We start from the raw sequence: 20196 nt of genomic DNA on the forward strand, positions 1-20196 counted from the left end.
CCCTCGGCCGGATTACTTCTTGCTGATCAGGGAGCGGGCGAAGAACTGGAGGTTGGCGGGGCGCTCGGCCAGGCGGCGGACCAGGTAGCCGTACCAGTCCTCGCCGTACGGGATGTAGATGCGCACGGTGTGGCCGAGGCCGGACAGCCGGAGCTGCTCCTCGGGCCGGATACCGAAGAGCATCTGGTACTCGAAGCTGCCCGGCTGACGGTTCGCGCGCTCGGCCAGTGAACCGGCGATCGCGATCAGCCGCGGGTCGTGCGAGGCGATCATCGGGTAGCCGGTGCCGTTCATCAGGATCTTCATCGCCCGGACGTAGGCCTTGTCCACCTGGCGCTTCTCCTGGAACGCGACCGACTCCGGCTCCTTGTACGCACCCTTGCAGAGCCGGACTCGGGACCCGGCGTGGGCCAGATCGCGGCAGTCGCTCTCGGTCCGGCGCAGGTACGCCTGGAGCACTGCGCCGGTCTCCGGGAAGTCCTGGCGCAGCTCGCGCAGGATGCCCAGGGTGGAGTCGGTGGTGGTGTGGTCCTCCATGTCGAGGGTGACCGTCGTACCGGCGTTGCGGGCGGCGAGGCAGATGGTCCGCGCGTTCTCCAGCGCGATCTTCTCGCCGTCGCCGGGCAGCGCCTGGCCGACCGCGGACAGCTTGACCGAGACCTCGGCGTGCTTGGTCAGGCCGGCGGCCGCGAGTTGCTTCAGGAGCTCGAGGTAGGCGTCCGCGGTGGCGGTCGCGGCGGCCAGGTCGGTGACGTCCTCCCCGAGGTGGTCCAGGGTGACGTTCAGGCCGTTGCTGACCAGCTTCTCGGTGGCCAGCACGGCCTCCGGATTGGTCTCGCCGGCCACGAACCGCGAGACGATGCCACTGGACACCGGGAGCGACGACACGGCCTTCTTGATCTGGGGGCTGCGGGACATGCCCAGCAGGACTCGCCGAAGCACTACAGGTTCCTCCTCATCAACCCACCCGGCCCCATATGCCAGTGGTGTCAGAAGGTTACGCGCCTGAACCGAACCCGCCCTAATCATGTGGCCGGGACCACACCAGCGGCTCCACTGGTTCGGTGCTCGGCCCCTTGCTCAGGAAAGATGCGGGCATGCCCATCTTCAAGCGTCGGCGGCGGACCGTGGTGGAGGCCGATCCGATCGGCGCGTTCTGGTCGTGGTGGTCCGCGTCCGGGGCCGCTGTCGTCGCCGACTCGATCGCCCGGAAGGAACCGACCGAGACGAGCGGTCTCCTGACCGAGCGGATCGCGGAGATCCACCCGGACCTCGAGTGGGAGCTCGGTCCAGGTCTCCACGCCGAGCACGTCCTGATCGTCACCGCCGCCGGCAATCCCACGCACCGGGCCGTCGCCCGCCGCTGGTTGCGCGCCGCGCCGCCGTCCGACCAGACCTGGGAGTACGCCGACCTGCGCCGGCCCGGGCCCGCGTTCACGATCCGCTTCGACGGGCTGCCGCCGATTCCGGTCGACGAGGCCGTCGTCTCGGTCGAACCCGATGCCGCCTCGATCCACGTCGGCGTACATCATCCTGTTTTCCCCGAGCTGCCGATCGACGTGCAGCGGCGGGTGACGTTCCTGATCCTCGACCTGGTTCTCGGCGAGGAGATGGTGGAGACCTGGGTCGGCGCCATCGAGACGCTCACCTCGATGCCGGATGATGCTCGGCCCATCGAGGCGCTACTGCCGGAGGTCGCGGGATTCGCGTCCGAGCACACGCTCGAGGACGGCAGTCCGGCGTGGAAGATGCTCGAGGGTACGCGCGATGGACACCGGCTGATCGCGACCGCCGAGTACCCACTCCGCTCGATCCGCCGCCCGCACCTCGACACCCACGTCGCGGTCTCGATCGGGTACCCCGTGGTCCGCGAGGACGGCCTGCCCGAAGCCGAGATGCTCGACGAACTCCGCAGTTTCGAAGACCACCTCACCGACCGCCTCGGCGGCTCCGGCAACCTCCTCGCCCACGAAACCTCCGCCGGCACCCGCATCCTGCACTACTACACCGACGGCACCACCCCCGCCGGAGCCCAACTCAAAGCCGCCACCACCGGCTGGCCCCACGGCGCGGTCACCGTAACCACAACCCCAGACCCCGCCTGGCACAACGTCTCCCACCTCGCGGGCTGACTGGGGCTACGGGGTGCGGCGTTTCAGGGTGGCGGCGCCTAGGGTCAGGGCGGCGAGGATGAAGGCCAGGACTATGAGGGCGTCGCGGCCGGTGCCGGTGGTGAAGCCGTTGCCTTGGGCAACTCCTTTGACCGCGTCGACGGCGTAGGAGAGCGGGAGTACGTCGCTGATGGCGTGCAGGACCGTGGGGAGTTGGTCGCGGGGGATGAGGAGGCCGCACAACAGGATCTGCGGGATCATCACAGCGGGCATCATCTGGACAGCCTGGAACTCGGTGGCGGCGAACGCGCTCGCGAACAGGCCCAGCGCCGTACCGAGAACTCCATCCAGGACCGCGACGACTCCGAGTTGCCAGGCGGGGCCCTGGATGTCGAGATCCAAGGCGTACAAGGCGATCGACACGACCACGACGGCCTGGACCACGGCGATCAGGGCGAAGGCCAGCGCGTAGCCGAGGAGGAAGTCGAGCTTCGCCATCGGCATCGTGAAAAGCCGAGACAGTGTGCCGCTCGAGCGTTCCCGCAGGGTCGCGACCGAGGTGACGACGAACATGATGATCGCCGGGAACACCGCGAGCAGCGGCCCGCCGAAGCGGTCGAAGGCGTTGGGTGCGTCGGTGAACATCCACCACATCAGGCTGACCAGCAACGCCGGCAGAACGATGAGCATCGCCACCGTCCGGTGGTCGCGGCGCAACTGGGCCAGGACCCGAGCGGCGACGGCGAAGGTGACCCGGGGCGTCATCGTGCACCAGCCTTTCGGTCGATCAGGGTGAGGAACGCCTGCTCGATGTCGTCAGTACCGACCGAGTCGAGCAGGCCCTGCGGGGTGTCGTCGGCGAGCAGGTCGCCGTCGCGCATCAAGAGGAGGCGGTCGCAGCGCGAAGCCTCGTCCATCACGTGACTCGAGACGAGCAACGTCGCACCGGCGTCCGCGAGTGAGTGGAAGAGGTTCCATAAGTCGCGCCTCAACACCGGATCGAGGCCGACTGTCGGTTCGTCGAGGACGAGCAGTTCCGGATTCCCGAGCAGGGCCGCGGCGAGCGAGGCCCGCGACTGCTGTCCACCCGACAGTCGATCCACCCGCTGGTTGGCGTGACTCCGCAGATCGACGGCGTCGATCACCCGGTCCACGTCGTCAGACGGAGCACCGAGCACGGCGGCGAAGAAGCGCAGGTTCTCCGTGACGGTCAGGTCGAAGTACACACTGGACTCCTGGGTGACGTACCCGATCCGGCCGCGCAGCTTGGGTGCTCCGGCGGGCGACCCGAGGACGGACACGTCGCCAGTCACGCGAGCCTGCAGACCGACGATCGCCCGGATCAGCGTCGTCTTGCCACAGCCGGACGGCCCGAGCAGCCCGGTCACCGTCCCGGCCCGGAGATCGAACCCGACCCCGTGCAGGACCTCCCGGTCGCCGCGCACCACCACGACGTCCCGGCAACTCACGGCGGTTTTCATCATGTGATGAATTTAGCGCCGCAGGCACCCCTTGGCAAGACCGGGGAAAGCTCAGATGACGGCTTGTCCGGTGATGTCGCTCAGCGACTCCAGGTCCGGCTCGCCGTACCGCCGCCGGAGTGCGTCGAACGCCACCACCTTGTCCGCGCCCCAGCGACCGACCCCCGCCGCGTACGAGTCGCCGGACACGAAGACCGGCGGTGTCCGCTTGCTGTGGAACTTGTCGGCGTACATGACGAGTTCCTCCTCGGGCGATCCGGGGATGTAGTCGTCGACCGGGATGGGCAGGGACTGCCGCAGTACGTCGTCACGCGTGATGCCGACGCCCGTGTGCCGGGAGGCGAAGCGGCAGATCTCCTCGGGGAAGCCGAGGTCCTGCAGGAGCTCGTGCCCGAGTACGCCGTGTCGAACGTAGTCAGTGGTGTCGAGCTCACCGGCCGAGCTGTAGAGGCGGTAGACGCCGATGTCGTGCAGGAGGGCGCCGGCGCGGACGAGGTCGGTGTCCAGGTAGACGACCAGGCCGGCAAAGAACTCCTCGGCGATCTGGCACACCAGATCGCAGTGGTAGTAGACCGCCTCGAAGGCTTCGCGGGTCGGGGCGTGATCGCGGTGCAGCGTCTCGATCTCGCGGTCGGTCGGGATCTGCATCAGCCAGTCAGGTGGAGTTGGAGAACCGGGGCCAACCGGTCGATCAGGGTCTGTACGTCGGTACCGGCCACCGGTTCGAGCTCGACGAGGTAGCGGGCCATCGCGAGTCCGATCAGCTGCGTCGCGACCAGGCTGACGCGGAGATGCGCGTCGGGTACGTCGATCGCCCGCGAGACCGGCTGGATGATCAACTGCGTGATGCCCTCGCGCATCACCCGGGCGACCTCGTCACTACTGACCACGCTGCGGAAGATCGCCTTCATCCGCTGCTGTCCGTCGGCCGACTCCCAGACCCCGAGGAACACGGTGGCGATCCGCCGGCCGAGCTCCTCGCGCGGTCCGTCGAGGATGTGCGCGGCGATCTGCCGTGGGTCGACCGGGATCGCCATCGCCTCGATGAACAGCTCGTCCTTGCTGTCGAAGTAGTGGTGCACGAGGGCCGCGTCCACGCCGGCCTCGCGGGCGACCGCGCGGATCGAAGTGGCGGTGAAACCCTTGTCCGCAAAGGAATCCCGGGCCGCTCGGAGGATCTCACCGCGGGTGTCCGGTCCGCCTGGCCGTCGCCCTGGCCGCCCGGCTCCCGCCGGACGCCGGCCGGTGGACCCCGTCGTACGGGCCGCGGTCGAGTCCGCCGTACGACGGGTTGTCACGGGGTGAGCTCCGAGATCTCACCTTCCGGGGTGACGGCGAACGACGTACGGCGGGACGAACGGACGAAGTGTTTGCGGGTGAACTCGAGGGACTCGACCAGGTCGACCTCACGCTCGGACCGGCTGGTCGCGCGACGGGTGTTGATCTCGATGATGATGTGACCGCGGAAGTCCTGGTTCGCCAGGCCGTTGAGCAGGTCCGCGGCGCGCTGCGTGCCGCGGCCGGGCACCAGGTGCTCGTCCTTCGCCGAGCCGGTGCCGTCGGTCAGGTGGATGTGCTTGAGGGTCCTGCCCATCGTCGCGGCCAGCTCGACGCAGTCCTGCTCGGCGGTCGACGAGTGCGACAGGTCGAGGGTGGTGTGCGCGTAGGCCTGCTCGGTCGGGTCCCAGCTCGGCGCGTACGCCTGCAGGCCCTTGCCGGGCGCGCGCCACGGGTACATGTTCTCGACCGCGAAGATCACTCCGGTCTCCGCCTCGAGGCGGGCGATCCCCTCGACGAAACCGCGCGCGTAGTCCCGCTGCCAGCGGAACGGCGGGTGTACGACGACCACGTCGGCACCGAGGTCCTTCGCGGCCTCCGCGCTGCGCTCGAGCTTGCCCCACGGATCGGTCCCCCAGACCCGCTGGGTGATCAGCAGGCAGGGCGCGTGGATCGCGAGCACCGGGAGGTGGTGGTAGTCGACCAGCCGCTGGATCGCGTCGATCTGGGTGCTCAGGGGGTCGATGCCGACCATCACCTCGACACCGTCGTACCCGAGGCGCGAAGCCAGCTCGAAACCGCTGGCGGTGGACTCGGGATAGACGGAGGCGGTGGACAGGCCGATCCGCGCGGTCTTGCTGGTGTTCATCGAGAACCTATCGGGGTTGCAACTGGTCGAGCCGGGACAAGATGACACCTTCGCGCAGCGCCCACGGGCAGACCTCGAGCATGGGCAGGTCGAACAGGTCCATCACCGCGTCCGCGACCATCGCGCCGGCGAGCAGCTGCGACGACCGGCCGGCCGACACCCCGGGCAACTCGGCCCGCTCGGCGGCGGACATCTTGGTCAGCTTCGGCATCCACTCGGCCAGATCGTTCCGGTTCAGTCCGCGGGGCACGTACGGTCCGTCGTCCGACGGTGCCGCGCCGCAGATCCGGGCCAGCGAGCGGAACGTCTTGCTGGTGGCGACCGACCGTTGCGGCTTGCCTGCGCGCAGTACCCCGCCGGCCACCGCGGCCATCTCCATCCGGATCCGCTTGCGCAGCGCCCGCACCTGGTCCTTGTCCGGCGGGTCGGTGGTCAGGGCCTCGCGGGTCAAGCGGCCGGCGCCGAGCGGCGCTGAAACGGCGACCGTCGGCTCCTCGTCGGACCCGGCCGCGATCTCCAGTGAGCCGCCGCCGATGTCGAAGACCGCCAGGCGACCCGAGGACCAGCCGAACCAGCGCCGTACCGCCAGGAAGGTCAGCCGCGCCTCGTCCTCACCGCTCAGCACCTGCAGGTCGATCTCGGTCTCGGCCCGGACACGGTCGAGCACCTTCTCGCCGTTCGGCGCCTCCCGGAGCGCGGAGGTGGCGAACGCGAGCACCGACTCGCAGCCCTTGTCCTCGGCCAGCTCGGACGCTTCCTTGACGAACGAGACCAGCCCGTCGGACCCGGACTGCGCGATCTTGCCGTCCTTGTCCAGGTGCTCGGCCAGCCGCAGTTCGGTCTTGTGCGAGTACGCCGGGTACGGCGCGGCACCGCGATGCGCGTCCACCACGAGCAGATGGACGGTGTTGGATCCCACGTCGAGTACGCCGAGCCGCATACCCTCACGCTACTGGACTCCGCGAGCACGAGCGTGTTCCGGAGTCTTCGTTCACAGTTGTGGGACGGATGCGCGTACGCTTTCCAAGTGCCTGAGGTTTCTCTCGATTTTCCCCGCGCGTGGGTCGAGTTCACCGATCCCGACGACTCCGACCAGGTGTTCCGCTGCGATCTGACCTGGCTGACGTCCAACTGGACCTGCATCTTCGGCGGTGGTTGCCAGGGCATCTACAAGGGGCGGCCGAACGACGGCTGCTGCACCCTCGGCGCGCACTTCTCCGACTCCGACGACGAGAAGCGGGTGAAGTCGTACGTCAAGGAGCTCACCAAGGACGACTGGGAGTTCCGCAAGGAGGGCCGCAAGAACGGCTGGGTCGAGACCGACGACGAGGGCGACCGCAAGACCCGGGTCTGGGACGGCGCCTGCATCTTCCTGAACCGCCCGGGCTTCCCCGGCGGCGCCGGCTGCGCGCTGCACGGGCTGGCGCTCAAGCGCGGCGTGCACTTCGTCGAGACCAAGCCGGACGTCTGCTGGCAGCTGCCGATCCGGCGTACGTTCCGCGAGGTCGAGCGCCCGGACGGTACGACGTACACCGAGGTCGGCATCGCTGAGTACGACCGGCGCGGCTGGGGTCCGGGCGGACACGACCTGGACTGGTACTGCACCGGCAACACCGAGGCCCACATCGGCGTCGAGGCCGTCTTCGAGTCCAGCAAGGTCGAGCTCCAGACCCTGATGGGCCTCAAGGCGTACGACGTACTCGCGGAGCTGTGCAAGCAGCACCTGGAGGCGGCGCGGCCGTTGCTACCGCACCCCGCCTCTAAGTAGTGATCTTCTCGTTGTCGACGAGCCAACGGATGGCTTCCAGGGTGGTTTCGAGAGCGGAATAGCGCGGCCGGAAGCCAAGTAGGCGGGCCGCCTTCTCCATCGAGCAGTTCGGGCTGTGCGCGACGTGGTCCTTGGTCGTCGCCGCGTCCCGATCGGAGACTGTCGTGGTCCACTCGTCCCAGGACATGAACGTCAGGTTGGCTTCTTGACCGAACGAGTTCGCCACGCCTTCGGCGTACCCGCGCAGTGTCATCGCGCCGTCGGCGACCGCGTGGAAGCTCTCGCCCACCGCGGTCGAGTGGCTGGACAGCGCGGCCAGGAAGACGCCCGCGACGTCGGCCGCGTGGACGTGATGCATGGTCTCCAGGCCGAAGTTCGGCAACGCCAACTCGTCGCCTCGGGCAAGCTTCTCGAAGACGCCGAGGTCGAGGTTGCCGGCCGGGTTGATCGGCGTCCAGCCGGGGCCGCTGATGTGACCGGGGTGGATGATCGTGACCGGCAGCCCGTCGCGGCGGGCCTTGCCGAGCAGGTAGGACTCGATCGCGGCCTTCTGTACGCCGTAGTCGCCGAAGGGCCTGCGCGGCGCGTCCTCCCGGGTCGGGACGGTCACGCTCGGGCCGTGCACCCAGATCGTCCCGCAGTGCAGGAGGTGCTGGACCTTTCCTTCCAGCGCCTCGACGAGCTGACGCGCGCTGTCCTCGGTGAAGCAGATCAGGTCGATGACCACATCGGGGTTCAGGTCGGCGACCCGCCGGCCGAAGGTTCCGGCGGCGTCCTCGGCTTGGCGGTCGACCTGGACCAGCTCGACGTGTTTCCACGCCGCGTCCGACTGGTACGGCGTCCGTGCGCCGCGACTGAGCACCGTGACCTCGTGCCCGAGGCGCACGAGCCCCGGAACGAGGTAAGTGCCGATATGACCTGTGCCTCCGATAACGACCGTACGCATGCCCCGACCCTAGCCCGACACACCCCTGCCGCCGCGACTGTCGGTGGGTGGGGCCAGAATGGCTGGCATGCGTCTGGATCATCTGTCGTACGCGTGCGGGCCCGATGGGTGCCGTGCGACCGTCGAGCGGTTGTCCGCGCTACTCGGAGCGGAGTTCGTGGACGGCGGTGTGCACCCGCGCTTCGGCACGGTGAACCACATCCTGCCGCTGGAGAACGACCGCTACATCGAGGTGGTCGACGTGCTCGACCACCCTGCCTCCGACAAGGCACCGTTCGGTCAGGCGGTCCGCGCCCGCAAGGAGCTCGGCGGCGGCTGGCTGGGCTGGGTGGTGGCGGTGCGCGACATGGAACGGATGGAGAAGCGCCTCGGCCGCCAAGCCGTGCCCGGTAACCGGCACCGGCCCGACGGGGTGAACCTGACGTGGCGGCAGATCGGCGTGAAAGGCCTGATCGCCGACCCGCAACTGCCGTTCTTCATCCACTGGGACGACCTCGCCGAACACCCGTCGGTCGGCGGCAAGGGCACCAGGCTGACCGCCCTGGAGATCGCCGGCGACCCCGTCCGCGTCACCGACTGGATCGGCCACCCCGCCGACCACCTCCTCGACGACCTCGACGTCGCCTGGGTAGGCCCCAACGGCCAACCCGGCCTCGTAGCCGCCGTCTTCCAAACCCCCAACGGCCCAGTCCGCCTGTAACCCGTCGTACCTGGTTGACGTGGTGTTGGTGTGGAGCTAACGTACAACCAAATGGTTGTAGATGATGGTGTGGTTGACGGGTTGTTGCATGCGTTGGCTGATGGGACTCGGCGGGACATTGTGCGGCGGTGCCTGGTGGGTGCGGCGTCGGTGTCGCGGTTGGCCGAGGCATATCCGATGAGCTTCGCGGCCGTGCAGAAGCATGTCGCCGTATTGGAACGGGCCGGGCTGGTGAGCAAGGAACGCAGTGGCCGGGAGCAGCTCGTGCGGACCGACGTCGACGCCGTACGGCGGGCTCGGGATGCACTCGACCAGCTCGAAGCGACCTGGCGCGGACGCGTGGACCGGATGTCGGCACTGCTGACCGAACCCGATGAGCCGGCCGAGCCGCGGGACTGAGCGAGACCCACGGGCCGGGCTGCGGGACCAAGCGAGATCGAGGGGACTGAAGACGATGAGTGTTACCAGCGTTGACAAGGACTTTGATGGGTTGACCTTGACCGTGATCGCGGACTTCGACGCGAGCGCCGAGCGGGTGTGGGAGTTGTTCGCGGATCCGCGGAAGCTGGAGCGTTGGTGGGGACCGCCGACGCATCCGGCGACAGTGATCGAGCACGACCTGACACCCGGTGGCGAGGTCTTCTACTACATGACCAGCCCCGAGGGTGAGAAGTTCCACGGCCGGTGGAACGTGACCGCGGTCGACGCGCCGAGCTCGGTGGAGTTCGTGGACGTGTTCGCGGACTCCGAAGGGAAGCCGGTCCCCGACCTGCCGACGAACAGCATCCGGATCCAGCTCGGCGCGTACGACGGGGGCACTCGGATGGAACTGCGGTCGGTGTTCGACTCGCGAGAGCAGATGGATCAGCTGCTCGGCATGGGCATGGCCGAAGGACTCGCGCAGAGCGTCGCGCAGATGGAAGCGCTCCTCGCCGAGGACTAATGGATGTTCTCGAGGTCCGCGAGTGAAGTCTCGAGGTGGGTGAGCAGCCGTTGCAGGTGCGGCACCGTACGGCGGCAGCCGGTCAGCCCGAAGTGCAGTTGGTGGTCGTAGCTGGTGACGCTGATGTTGAGCGCCTGCCCGTTGAGCACGATGCTCGCCGGGTACATCCCGAGCAGCCGCGACCGATTCCAGTACAGCGGACTCCCGGCCGGCCCGGGCACGTTCGAGATGACCAGGTTGTACGGCGGCGTCGTACGGCCGGCCACTCCCGGGAGGACCGCGGCGGGCCCGGCGACACTGAAGCCGAGGGCGCCGATCAGCAGTTGCTGCAACGGGCTGAGCCCGGACAGCACGCCTTTGGCGTAGGCGGTCGACGCCATGATCCGGCGGATCCGGCGCTCCGGGTCCGCCTCGTCGGTGGCGAGTTCGGCGATCAACGTGCTCAACGAGTTCCCGCCACCTGGAGCATCGGCCGCACTGCGCAACGACACCGGGACCATGGCCGTCAACGCCTTGTCCGGAAGGGCGTTCAGCTCGAGCAGATAGTTGCGCAAGGCACCTGAACACATCGCCAGCATGACGTCGTTCAGCGTCGCACCGGTGATCGCCCGGACCTTCTCCAGCCGCTCGATCGGCCAGGACTGCGCCGCGAACCGCCGCGAACCGGTGATCGGCTGGTTGAGAATCGTCCGCGGCGCCTGGAACGCCGCCGCCGAGTGCTCGGCCGCCACGCTCCGGATCATGCTCTTCAGCCCGACCGGCGTGAGACCGGCCAGGTCGGCCAGGAACCGCACGGTGTTACCCGGCATCCGGCCGACCGTCGTCAGCAAGCTGGTAGACGGGGTCTCCGGCGCGGACGGGAGTGCGTAGGTCGCGGGCATGCCGGTGCGCGTGGGGTCGGTCGTGAGGGTGTCGGCCAGCCGGCGCAGCGCCGAGACGCCGTCGATCATCGAGTGATGGATCTTGCTGTAGAGGGCGAAGCGGCGTCCCTCGACACCTTCGATCAGGTGCATCTCCCACAGCGGACGATGCCGGTCGAGGAGCGTCCCGTGCAGCCGGCTGGTGAGCTCGAAGAGTTCCCGATGGCGCCCCGGGCGGGGCAGGGCCGACATCCGGACCTGGTACTCGAGGTCGACCTCGTCGTCGCGGTCCCACGACCAGTAACCGAGGTCCCGGGCGCGGTGGCGAACCCGCCGGGCGAACAGCGGATTGACCGGCTGCGCCGCGACCATGTCCTGGTACAGCCGCGACACGTAGTCCCGGGATCCTTCGGGGAACACCTGGTCCCGTTCGGCGCCCTCCGGCAGCTCGAACAGCATCAGTCCGCCGACATGCATCGGCTGTTCGCGCGTCTCCCCCAGCAGGAACATCGCGTCCAGCGGCCCCACCGCGGTCATGACCCCTCCGCTCCCGACCTGGTCCCGGCACCCCATCGTCGCCGCCGTACCCCGGCCCGTCTACCCCCGACCTTGAGCACCCCTCAACCACTTTCGCGCGCTGAAAATGGTTGGCCGGTGCCCAAAGTCGGCAGGAGGGCGGGCGGGTGGGGTTTAGTCGAGGGGGCGGTAGTTGACGCCGATCGCCTCGATCCGCGACAGGTGCGGACGCAGGCGGCCGAGGAACTCGTCGTACGACGTCTTGGGTGAACCCCACGCGCGTTCGGCGAACGCGGACAGCCGCGGCAGCAGCATGTAGCCGACCTGCGCCTCGTCCGGCATGTACTCGGTCCAGATCTGGCACTGGGTGCCGATGATCAGCTCGGCTTCCTCCGCGGTGAGCGACGCCGGGATCACCTCGAAGTCGTAGACCTTCTCCAGCGGGATGAAGTTGCCGATCGCGAGCGGCTCGGTGGCCGGATCGCCCTGGTAGTAGTCGAAGTACACCGACTCGCATGGTGCCATCACGGTCTGGTGCCCGGCCTTCACGGCGACCTCGCCGCGGTGGGCGCTACGCCAGGCCATGATGACCGCGTCCTTCGGGCAGTCCGTCTCGACCATCTCGTCCCAGCCGACCAGCCGGCGCCCCTCCTCGGCCAGCACCGTCGCGACCTGCTCGGTGAACCAGCCCTGCAGCTGCCCCGGCTCGGTCAGCCCGAGGTCGGCCTGCCGCTTCTGCGCTACTTCTGAGTCACGCCACTGCACCGACGGGCACTCGTCGCCGCCGAGGTGGATGTACGGACTGGGGAAGATCTCCAGCACCTCCCGCAGCACGGTCCGGACGAACTCGACGGTCTCGTCGTTCACGTTCAGCACGTCGTCGCTGATACCCCAGTACTGCCGGACTTTCAGCTGCGTGTCCGGGTTGTTGCCGAGCTCCGGGTACGCCGTGATCGCGGCCTGCATGTGACCCGGCAGATCGATCTCCGGGACCACGGTGATCCCGCGGTCGGCGGCGTACGCGACGATCTCGCGCAGGTCGTCCTTGGTGTAGAAGCCGCCGTGCCGCTTGCCGTCGTACTCGAACTCCGTCTGGCCGCGGGACATCTTGCCGACCATGGTCTCGTCGCGCCAGGCACCGATCTCGGTGAGCTTCGGGTAGGCCTCGATCTCGACCCGCCAGCCCTGGTCGTCGGTGAGGTGGAAGTGCAGCACGTTCAGCCGGTGCAGGGCGAGGACGTCGATGACCTTGAGGACGAACTCCTTGGGCATGAAATGCCGGGCGACGTCGAGCATCATCCCGCGCCAGCCGAACCGCGGCGCGTCCGCGATCCGCACCGCCGGCACCGCGACCTGGCCGTCCGCGGCCGGCTCGGCCGCGTCGATCAACTGCAGGTACGTCGTCTCGGCGTGCCGGAGCGCGTCCTCGGAGCCGGCGGACAGCCGGGCGCCGTCCGCGGTCACGTCGATCCGGTACTCGGTCTCGCCGAGGTTCTCGACCACGTCCCGGATCGCCTCGGCGACGGGATTGCCGGTGATCCACCGGCCTTCCTCGACGGTGAGTTCACGCGGGGCAGGGACGATCGCGATGTCAGGCATCCGGACTCCAAAGAGGATCTGAATTACGTCAGAACGATCCTATAAGTGCGGAACGCTGCTCGTCCACGTTCGGAAGTGCGTGCAACCCACATGCTGAGAACGCTGCTGAACACTCCGTAATCGACTGCCTTCGGAGTCAGGTTGATGAGAAGGTGAGCCGGTGAGCGCTGACCCGAGACCCGCCGAGCTGCAGCGAACGACCTTGCGGGTACTGGTGGCGAGCAACGTGCTCGGTGGGGTGGCCGTGGCGAGCGGGTTCGCGGTGGCGGGCCTGCTGGCGGAGAACATCTCCGGCTCGACCTCGCTGGCCGGATTGGTCGCCACGTCGACCACGCTGGGTGCCGCGCTCCTCGCCGTACCGCTGGCTCGGGTGGCGCGTTCACGCGGGCGACGGGTGTCGTTGACGATCGGCTATCTGATCGCCACGGTCGGTGCACTGCTCAGCATCGTCGCAGCGCAGGTGGACTCGCTCTTGCTGCTCCTGTTCGCCGGATGCCTGTTCGGCAGCGGCTCGGCCTCCAACCTGCAGTCCAGGTACGCCGCAACCGACTCAGCCGACCCCGCCCACGTCGCCCGATCGCTGTCGCTGGTCGTCTGGGCCACCACGATCGGTGTGGTCGTCGGACCGAACCTCACCGGCGTCGGCGGCTCCGTTGGTACGTCGCTCGGAGTCATGGCGCTCGCTGGTCCGTACGTGTTCTCCGTGATCGCGTTCGGGCTCAGTCTGGCCACGGTGTGGTTCGGGTTGCGCCGACTGCAGCAGGTCACGCCGCGAGCCAAGGTGGAGCGACAGCCGCTGGCACCAACCTTCCGGCGCGTGCTGTCGATCCCCAATGCCCGGCTCGGACTGTTCTCCATCGCTGTCGCACATGCGGTGATGGTCGGAGTCATGTCGATGACGTCGGTCCACCTGCGGCACCACGGCGCCTCTCTGACGATCGTCGGCTTCGTCATCAGCGGTCATGTGGCCGGCATGTATGCCCTGTCCCCCGTCATGGGCTGGCTGGCGGACCGCCTCGGCCGCATCCCGACCATCGGCATCGGCCTGGCCATCCTCGCCATAGCCATGACCGTGGCCGCGCTCGCTCCGGATGACGCCCACGGCCTGACCGCCGCCGCCCTGGCGCTGCTGGGCCTCGGTTGGTCCGCCTGCCTGGTCGCCGGGTCCACTCTGTTGTCCCGCTCTGTCCCGGAAGACATCCGCACGTCCGCGCAGGGCCTGTCCGACCTCACCATGGGCGTCTTCGCCTCCATCGCCGGCATCGCCGCCGGCCCGATCCTGGCGCACCTCGGTTTCCACTGGCTCGCCGTACTCTGCGGCATGCTCCTGATCCCTGTCGCTCTGCTGGCCGCCGCGACGAGCAGACCGCTGCCGGCGGCAACTAAGGTCTAACAACGTGAGCATTGCGGAGGGTGGGATTCCCAGTCCGAACATCTGGCATCACCCGAGGGTGTACGAGGTCGAGAACCGGGCGGTGGATCCGGGTGGGGTGATCGAGCCGGCCATGCAGGCGATCCGGGACTGGGCCGGGTTGGCGGTGCTCGACATCGGATGCGGGACCGGATACCACCTGCCGATGTTCGCCGCGACCGCCGCGCGAGTGATCGGGGTGGAGCCGCATGGCACGCTGGCCGACGCGGCCCGGCGGCGAACGCGTGCCTTGGCCAACGTCGAGGTGCGGCAGGGTACGGCGCAGGAGTTGCCGGTGCCGGACTCCTCGGTCGACGTGATGCATGCGCGCTGGGCGTACTTCTTCGGGCCCGGCTGTGAGCCCGGACTGGCGGAGCTGGACCGGGTGATGCGGCGTGGTGGCACGGCGTTCGTGATCGACAACGACGCGAGCCGGTCGACGTTCGGCCGTTGGTTCAGTGCGGCGTACCCGATGATCAAGCCGGACGTCGTGGAGAAGTTCTTCACCGAACGCGGATGGACGCGAACACTCCTGGACATGGGCTGGCGGTTCGAGCGGCGTGCGGACTTCGAGGCCGTGGTCCGGATCGAGTTCAAGCCCGCCGACGCGGACCGGATCATCGCGTCGCACTCCGGTGTCGAGGTCGACTATGCGATCAATCTCTGGAGCAAGGACTTCTGAACGCGTTCTGAACTCACTGGAGCGACACCCGGGACCGGCTGCGGACGGACCTCGATGACCCATAGGGTTGACGGACCACTCGACGGGTCTTCTGGGGAGGCGCCAGCCAGGGATGGACGGACTCCTGCTCGAACGCGTACCGGGGTTGCCGGACCGACTTCGGATCGATGTAGGTGAGCAGCGAGCCCTGGTGATGCCCTCTGCCGCCGCAGCCCGCCAGCTGGCCGACCTGGTCACCGGTGCGGAGGATCCACCGGACGGTGTGGTGGTGAAGGTCGGCGGACCGGTCCGGCTGGTCCCGGCCGAAGGCGGACTGCTGCCACACCTGACTGTTCTCGACAACGTGATCCACGGGCACCGAGTGGCGCATCCCGTGACCAAGCAGGCCGCGAAGGAACAGAGTCTGGTCAAGGCGGCCCGCTGCGGTCTCGAGGACGTGCTGGACCGCTATCCGCATGAGATCACGCCAGGCCGGCGCCGGTTGGCCGGTGTGGCCCGGGCACTCGGCGCGTACCCACGCGTGATCCTGCTGGAGGACGCGAACGGCCTGCCGACGTGGGGATCTCTGCTGCGGATCGAACACAACCCGGACCTCTCCTCGGCCGCTCTGCTGCTGATCACGACCAATGCGGCACGGACGACGGGCTTCCTCGATGCGGAGTAGTCGTCGGGTTTTCCTGGGCGCCGCCGGCGCACTACTGGTCACGGGCTGTTCGAGTGACGTGCTCGGCCTGCGCCGCAGCGTGCGCATTGCGGTGAGCTGGAGCGGTCAGGAGCTACGCGCCTTCCATCAGGTACTCGACGGCCTCGGCAAGCTGGACTATCCCGTAGAGGTCGTGCCGCTCGGCGATGACATCTCCACCGCGTTCGGAGCTCGGTCCACGCGCCGTCCGGACATCGTGATGCTGCCGCAGCCCGGTCTGGTCCCTCGTCATCTCCAAGACCTCGAACCCATCCCGGCCGACCTCGCCGGACTCGGCCAGGCCCGTCTGTGGAAAGACCTTCTGGTGCACGACAAAACGACGTACGGCGTGCCCTTCAAGACGGCTCACAAATCGGTGGTCTGGTATCGGCCCTCGGTTTTCCAGCAGGCCGGCGTACAACCTCCGCGGCTGTGGGCGGAGTGGTTGGAGCTCAACCAGACACTCACACAGGCCGGTATCACGCCGTTGTCCCTCGCCGCTGGTGACGGCTGGGTGCTGACGGACTTCCTGGAGAACGTGCTGCTGGGCATAGCGCCCGCTGTCTATGAGGGTCTTGCGACAGCGACTGATCCGCGTCCGTCACGGCAGCCACAGTTCGCCGCCGCGCTGCGGTTGCTCGGGACGATGTGGTCGGCTCCGGATGCACTGGCCGGTGGTGTGAACCGCTCTCTGGTACAGCAGTTCCCAGATGCCCTGGTGGAGGTGTTCGGCCACCGCAGAGCCGCCATGGTGCTGGCATCCGACTTCGCGGAGCCAGTCGTACGGTCGTTTGCCGCGGACCCGGCCGACATCGGCGTTTTCACCTTCCCGCCGCTGACACCGGGTGGGGCAGCGCCTGTGGTGGTGGGTGGTGACGTGATGGTGTTGCCGAAGCCGACGACCGACGACGCGCTCGATCTCGTCCGTCGGCTGGCCGCACCGACCGCTGCGGACCCGTGGATCAAGGAAGGCGGGTTCCTGGTCGACGGACGGGTGTCGGGCTACTCCCCCGAGCTCACCCGGCTCGCCGAACAGCTGACCAGGCCCGGGGAGCTGTTGGAGTTCGACCTGTCCGACCGGCTCGGTCGCCTCGGTGACATCAACGGACTCTGGCGCGTGCTCACGGACTTCCTGATCCAGATCGGTGGCCGCGGGGCTTCCGTCGTACCCCAGGCTGTCGACGCGGCGATGACCGAGATACGGAAGGTGGAGGGCTGATGGGCCTGCAGACCAACGGCCTGTCGCTCGAGGTCGTCGGCCGCGAGGTGAGCGGCCGACCCGTACCGGGCAAGCCGCGGCGGCCGGCCGGTCCGTACCTGCTGGGGTTGCCGGCGCTGCTGCTGAGCTGTCTGCTGCTGGTGCCGATCGGAGTGACCGTGGTCGCGGCGTTCCGGACCCCCGGCGGCTTCGGCTTCGGCAACTTCGCGGTGATGGGCGACCCCGGTGCATTGCGTGCTGTGGGCAACAGTCTGCTCTGGGTACTGGTCGCCTTCGGACTGGTGGTGGTCGGGTTCTTCCTTGCCCTGTTGAGTTATCGGCTCCCCGCGCTGACCTCGTTCCTGCAGCCCGCACTGGTGATCCCGTTCGCGGTGTCGATCCTGGTCTCCGGTGCGACGTTCCGGCTGATCTTCGACCCGACGCCGGAACGCGGGACCGTGACGGCGGTCTGGAGCCGGTTGTTCGGGGCGAGCCCGGTCTGGCTCGGGCCTGGTCTGATCTGGCTCGTACTCGTGTCCGCATTCGGCTGGACCTGGCTCGGGTACGTCGTGTCGCTATTCCGGGCCGGACTGGACGCGATCCCCGACGACGTCACCCGGACTGTCGCTGCCGAAGGTGTGACCGGGTGGCGGCGGTTGCGTGCGTTGGAGATCCCACTACTGCGACCGATCACCGGTGTGGTCACGCTGACCCTGGTGATCGCGGCGGTCCGGGTCTTCGACCTGGTGCTGATCGTCGTACCGGGTTCGATGCAGCGGTCCGCGGACGTGCTCGGCCTCAACTGGTGGCGTGCGACCACGAGTGGCGACGACTCCGGACGTACGGCGGCACTCGGGGTGGTGCTGTTCGCGATCGTGGCCGCTGTCGGGGTGATCGGCGTCCGTGGACTGCGGCGGCGGCGCTGGGCGATGCCCGTGGCCGTCGTACCGCCTGATCCGTCGGTGGGTCGACCGAAGCCGAGCAAGCGGGTGCGGCGGATCGGCTGGACGGTCGGCTTCGCTGTGAGTCTGGTGTGGATCTTCCCTGCCGTGGTGCTTGTCGCCACCGCCCTGCACTCACCACGCGAAGCCGGTCTGCGGGGTTGGTGGTCGCTTTCAGGACTTGGGTTCTCGTCGTTCGCCGCTGCCGCGAATGTCGGGCTGTTCCGGGCTTTGCTGTCCACAGTGCTCATTGCGGGCGCTGCCACGGCTGTCTTGCTGGTGATCGCCGTACCGACGGCCTATCTGGTTGCCTGGGGTGGTTTGCCGCAGTGGTTGGGCCGCGTGGTCACGTCTGCCTTTGTGGTGTTGGCGGTTACGCCTGTGCAGATGTACGCCGCTCCACTGCGGGATGCGATCGGTACTGCGGGGCTCGCGGGTTCCCGGGTCGCGTTGGCGCTCGTGCATGCGGCTGCCGGTCTGCCGTTCGCGGTGCTCTTGCTGCGGTCCGCCTTCGCATCTGCTCCACCTGCGTTGGTGTCTGAGGCATTGCAGGGTCCTGCGCGGCAGAGCGCCGTACTGGCTACTGTGCAGCGGACCTATCGGCCCGCACTGCTTGCAGTTGCGGTGCTGGAGTTCGCGTTGGTGTGGAACGACTTCATCGTCGGCTTCCTGATCAGCGGACCGGGTACGACGCCGTTGTCGCTGGTGCTGTGGGGTGAGGCGCGGCAGTTCTCGGCCTCGAGTGGGACTGTGGCTGCCGCCGCCGTGGTCGCGTCCGTCATACCCGTAGCACTGATGCTGAGCTTCTGGCAGACCGTGGTCCGCGGACTGACCGCGGGGAGCAGGCCGTGACCGCAGAAGAACCGAAACCAGACGAGAAGCCACGACCCAACCGGTCGCGGGGCTGGTTCTTCGGAATCAGCGCGCTGGCGTCCGGTTTGTTGTCCGGACTGGCGTCCGAGAGGTTGTCGCAGAGCCTCGACAGCGGCGGTTGGGTCCGCGTGGCCGGTCTGTCGCTGACCATCGGCTTCTTCCTCGTCTGGGCGGTCTACAACGCACCGACCGTGTTGCGGGCCTATCGGCGCTGGCGGCGCGGCGATGTCGTTCCGATGGCTGCACCGGAACTGCATGCGGCCGCGGAGGAGGCAGAGCAGTGGATGATCGCGCTCGGCTCCGACGCCGGCGGCATGGCCGCGGCCGAGTGGTACTCGGTGAACGAGCCCTGGCTGCGGGAGCTCCTGCTCACCGAGAAAGCGCGCGACGACACCGCCGACGATCTGGCCCGGATCTGCGACGCCCTGGAGGTTTGGTACGTACGTCGCTCTGAGCCGGGTGCACTGCTGGAGTTGAGTGAGTTCCTGAACGCGGTCGCGGACGGGTGTGGACGCCGGGACCTTGCGGAGCTGGCTGCTGTTCGCGCGGCAACGGCGTACCGGATGATGGGCGACTCGGAAGCGGCGAGCACGCGGCTGGGCATCTCGGACAACGTGGCGACCCACAGCCGTACGGCGGCCGCGTTGACGACTCGTCGGCAAGTGGAGCGGGCACTGTTGCACCTGGCTCGAGCAGAGCAGGCGCCGGCCGGAAACGACCGCGTCGAGGCGGTGCTGAACGCACGCGATCGGCTGGACGACGCACGACTGAGCCGGCCGGGTCCTGACCTCGCGGCCGAGGTGGCGATCTTCATCAACCTCGCGGTCGTGCATCTGTATCAGCAGGACGCCGAAGGTGCGCTGGACCAGCTTCGGCCAGCGGTTGCTCGCGCTACGGCCGCCGGCGATGTGAGTGGTCAGGCACACGCACTGGAGCTGACTGGTGTGGCCGCGTGGATGCAGCGCAGTCCGCACGAAGCCAAGCGCTGGTGGGAGCACGCCGCCCACTTGTATGCGGAGATCGACGAACGCGAAGGCCGCGCCCGCTGCCTGCAACACCTGGGCTCCGCCGAGGTCGCCGCCGGCCATCTGCAACCCGCTGTCGAACGCCTCGAACAGAGCGCCCTCCTACGCACCTCGGAGAGCCAGCTCCTGACGAAGTACCTCGAAGCCGCCCGCGAAACCGCGCAGCTCCCCGTCGTCCCCGACGACACTCCCCGGCACCTGGCCGTCAACTGGCTCACCCGCAGCCTCAACCGCCTGCGCGGCCACCTCACCCTGAACCGCTGACCCACCGGGGCTCGGGGTGGTTGTGGATGGGTTGCCGGGAGTTGTCGGCG

General features: G+C 68.3%; 21 protein-coding genes. 11 read left to right on the forward strand and 10 right to left on the reverse strand.

All coding sequences use genetic code 11. From position 1 onward, the window contains the following. Positions 1–12: 12 nt before the first annotated feature. The gene (locus ACZ3HV_RS08955; RefSeq protein ID WP_465682381.1) at positions 13–942 is read right to left on the reverse strand and encodes a proline dehydrogenase family protein; all 930 of its coding nucleotides are present in this window, start codon (positions 940–942) and stop codon (positions 13–15) included. A gap of 155 nt (positions 943–1097) precedes the next feature. Here ACZ3HV_RS08955 and ACZ3HV_RS08960 point away from each other — a divergent pair, with 155 nt between their 5' ends. Then, the gene (locus tag ACZ3HV_RS08960; protein ID WP_465682383.1) at positions 1098–2132 is read left to right on the forward strand and encodes a DUF695 domain-containing protein; all 1035 of its coding nucleotides are present in this window, start codon (positions 1098–1100) and stop codon (positions 2130–2132) included. Between the two features lie 6 nt (positions 2133–2138). Here the strand turns inward: ACZ3HV_RS08960 and ACZ3HV_RS08965 are convergent, their stop codons facing one another. From ACZ3HV_RS08965 to ACZ3HV_RS08990, 6 genes are read right to left on the reverse strand one after another with little or no spacing between them, the layout of a single operon-like run. Next, the gene (locus ACZ3HV_RS08965) at positions 2139–2876 is read right to left on the reverse strand and encodes an ABC transporter permease (protein WP_465682385.1); all 738 of its coding nucleotides are present in this window, start codon (positions 2874–2876) and stop codon (positions 2139–2141) included. After that, positions 2873–3595, reverse strand: coding sequence for an ABC transporter ATP-binding protein (locus ACZ3HV_RS08970; RefSeq protein WP_465682387.1), 723 nt, complete (start codon positions 3593–3595; stop codon positions 2873–2875). Before ACZ3HV_RS08970 ends, ACZ3HV_RS08965 begins: the two co-directional genes overlap by 4 nt. Positions 3596–3643: 48 nt before the next feature. After that, complete coding sequence (locus tag ACZ3HV_RS08975) at positions 3644–4240, reverse strand: HDIG domain-containing metalloprotein (RefSeq protein ID WP_465682389.1); 597 nt, start codon at positions 4238–4240, stop codon at positions 3644–3646. Then, entirely contained in the window at positions 4240–4890 is a 651-nt protein-coding gene (locus ACZ3HV_RS08980) for a TetR/AcrR family transcriptional regulator (RefSeq protein ID WP_465682391.1), read from the reverse strand. Before ACZ3HV_RS08980 ends, ACZ3HV_RS08975 begins: the two co-directional genes overlap by 1 nt. Continuing rightward, positions 4887–5738 (reverse strand): sugar phosphate isomerase/epimerase family protein, encoded by an 852-nt coding sequence (locus tag ACZ3HV_RS08985; RefSeq protein ID WP_465682393.1) that lies wholly within the window; start codon positions 5736–5738, stop codon positions 4887–4889. The genes ACZ3HV_RS08980 and ACZ3HV_RS08985 overlap by 4 nt, the downstream gene beginning before the upstream one ends. A gap of 7 nt (positions 5739–5745) precedes the next feature. Continuing rightward, a complete protein-coding gene (locus ACZ3HV_RS08990; RefSeq protein ID WP_465682395.1) occupies positions 5746–6678 on the reverse strand; it encodes a Ppx/GppA family phosphatase in 933 nt (310 codons plus the stop codon). An 87-nt stretch (positions 6679–6765) separates the two neighbouring features. Here ACZ3HV_RS08990 and ACZ3HV_RS08995 point away from each other — a divergent pair, with 87 nt between their 5' ends. Beyond that, a complete protein-coding gene (locus tag ACZ3HV_RS08995; RefSeq protein WP_360360078.1) occupies positions 6766–7506 on the forward strand; it encodes a DUF3109 family protein in 741 nt (246 codons plus the stop codon). Here ACZ3HV_RS08995 and ACZ3HV_RS09000 read toward each other — a convergent pair. Continuing rightward, positions 7499–8452 (reverse strand): NAD-dependent epimerase/dehydratase family protein, encoded by a 954-nt coding sequence (locus ACZ3HV_RS09000; protein ID WP_465682397.1) that lies wholly within the window; start codon positions 8450–8452, stop codon positions 7499–7501. The genes ACZ3HV_RS08995 and ACZ3HV_RS09000 overlap by 8 nt on opposite strands. Positions 8453–8519: 67 nt before the next feature. Here ACZ3HV_RS09000 and ACZ3HV_RS09005 point away from each other — a divergent pair, with 67 nt between their 5' ends. Genes ACZ3HV_RS09005 through ACZ3HV_RS09015 form a run of 3 tightly spaced genes read left to right on the forward strand, consistent with a single transcriptional unit; the run spans position 8520 to position 10095 of the window. Next, positions 8520–9152, forward strand: a complete 633-nt coding sequence (locus ACZ3HV_RS09005; protein WP_465682399.1) for a VOC family protein — start codon at positions 8520–8522, stop codon at positions 9150–9152. Between the two features lie 51 nt (positions 9153–9203). After that, positions 9204–9551, forward strand: a complete 348-nt coding sequence (locus ACZ3HV_RS09010) for an ArsR/SmtB family transcription factor (protein ID WP_465682400.1) — start codon at positions 9204–9206, stop codon at positions 9549–9551. Positions 9552–9606: 55 nt separating this feature from the next. Next, the gene (locus tag ACZ3HV_RS09015) at positions 9607–10095 is read left to right on the forward strand and encodes an SRPBCC family protein (protein WP_465682402.1); all 489 of its coding nucleotides are present in this window, start codon (positions 9607–9609) and stop codon (positions 10093–10095) included. Here ACZ3HV_RS09015 and ACZ3HV_RS09020 read toward each other — a convergent pair. Both ACZ3HV_RS09020 and ACZ3HV_RS09025 read right to left on the reverse strand, forming a co-directional pair. Next, the gene (locus ACZ3HV_RS09020) at positions 10092–11492 is read right to left on the reverse strand and encodes a WS/DGAT/MGAT family O-acyltransferase (protein WP_465682404.1); all 1401 of its coding nucleotides are present in this window, start codon (positions 11490–11492) and stop codon (positions 10092–10094) included. The two genes, ACZ3HV_RS09015 and ACZ3HV_RS09020, sit on opposite strands and share 4 nt — an antisense overlap. 153 nt (positions 11493–11645) lie before the next feature. Beyond that, positions 11646–13070, reverse strand: a complete 1425-nt coding sequence (locus tag ACZ3HV_RS09025; RefSeq protein WP_465682406.1) for a beta-N-acetylhexosaminidase — start codon at positions 13068–13070, stop codon at positions 11646–11648. 160 nt (positions 13071–13230) lie between these two features. On the opposite strand from ACZ3HV_RS09025, the gene ACZ3HV_RS09030 reads away from it, so the two are divergent. From ACZ3HV_RS09030 to ACZ3HV_RS09055, 6 genes are all read left to right on the forward strand, one after another. Further along, on the forward strand, positions 13231–14463 hold the full coding sequence (locus tag ACZ3HV_RS09030) for an MFS transporter (protein WP_465682408.1): 1233 nt from the start codon (positions 13231–13233) through the stop codon (positions 14461–14463). Positions 14464–14467: 4 nt separating this feature from the next. Beyond that, complete coding sequence (locus tag ACZ3HV_RS09035; protein WP_465682410.1) at positions 14468–15163, forward strand: class I SAM-dependent methyltransferase; 696 nt, start codon at positions 14468–14470, stop codon at positions 15161–15163. Between the two features lie 112 nt (positions 15164–15275). Beyond that, a complete protein-coding gene (locus ACZ3HV_RS09040) occupies positions 15276–15827 on the forward strand; it encodes a P-loop NTPase family protein (RefSeq protein WP_465682412.1) in 552 nt (183 codons plus the stop codon). After that, entirely contained in the window at positions 15817–17064 is a 1248-nt protein-coding gene (locus tag ACZ3HV_RS09045) for an ABC transporter substrate-binding protein (RefSeq protein ID WP_465682414.1), read from the forward strand. The genes ACZ3HV_RS09040 and ACZ3HV_RS09045 overlap by 11 nt, the downstream gene beginning before the upstream one ends. Then, entirely contained in the window at positions 17064–18836 is a 1773-nt protein-coding gene (locus ACZ3HV_RS09050; protein ID WP_465682416.1) for an ABC transporter permease subunit, read from the forward strand. The genes ACZ3HV_RS09045 and ACZ3HV_RS09050 overlap by 1 nt, the downstream gene beginning before the upstream one ends. Continuing rightward, positions 18833–20146 carry a hypothetical protein gene (locus ACZ3HV_RS09055; RefSeq protein ID WP_465682418.1) on the forward strand — a complete coding sequence of 438 codons (1314 nt, stop codon included), beginning with the start codon at positions 18833–18835 and terminating at the stop codon, positions 20144–20146. The genes ACZ3HV_RS09050 and ACZ3HV_RS09055 overlap by 4 nt, the downstream gene beginning before the upstream one ends. The last annotated feature ends 50 nt before the right edge of the window (positions 20147–20196 follow it).

The organism is Kribbella sp. NPDC020701 (assembly GCF_055562215.1).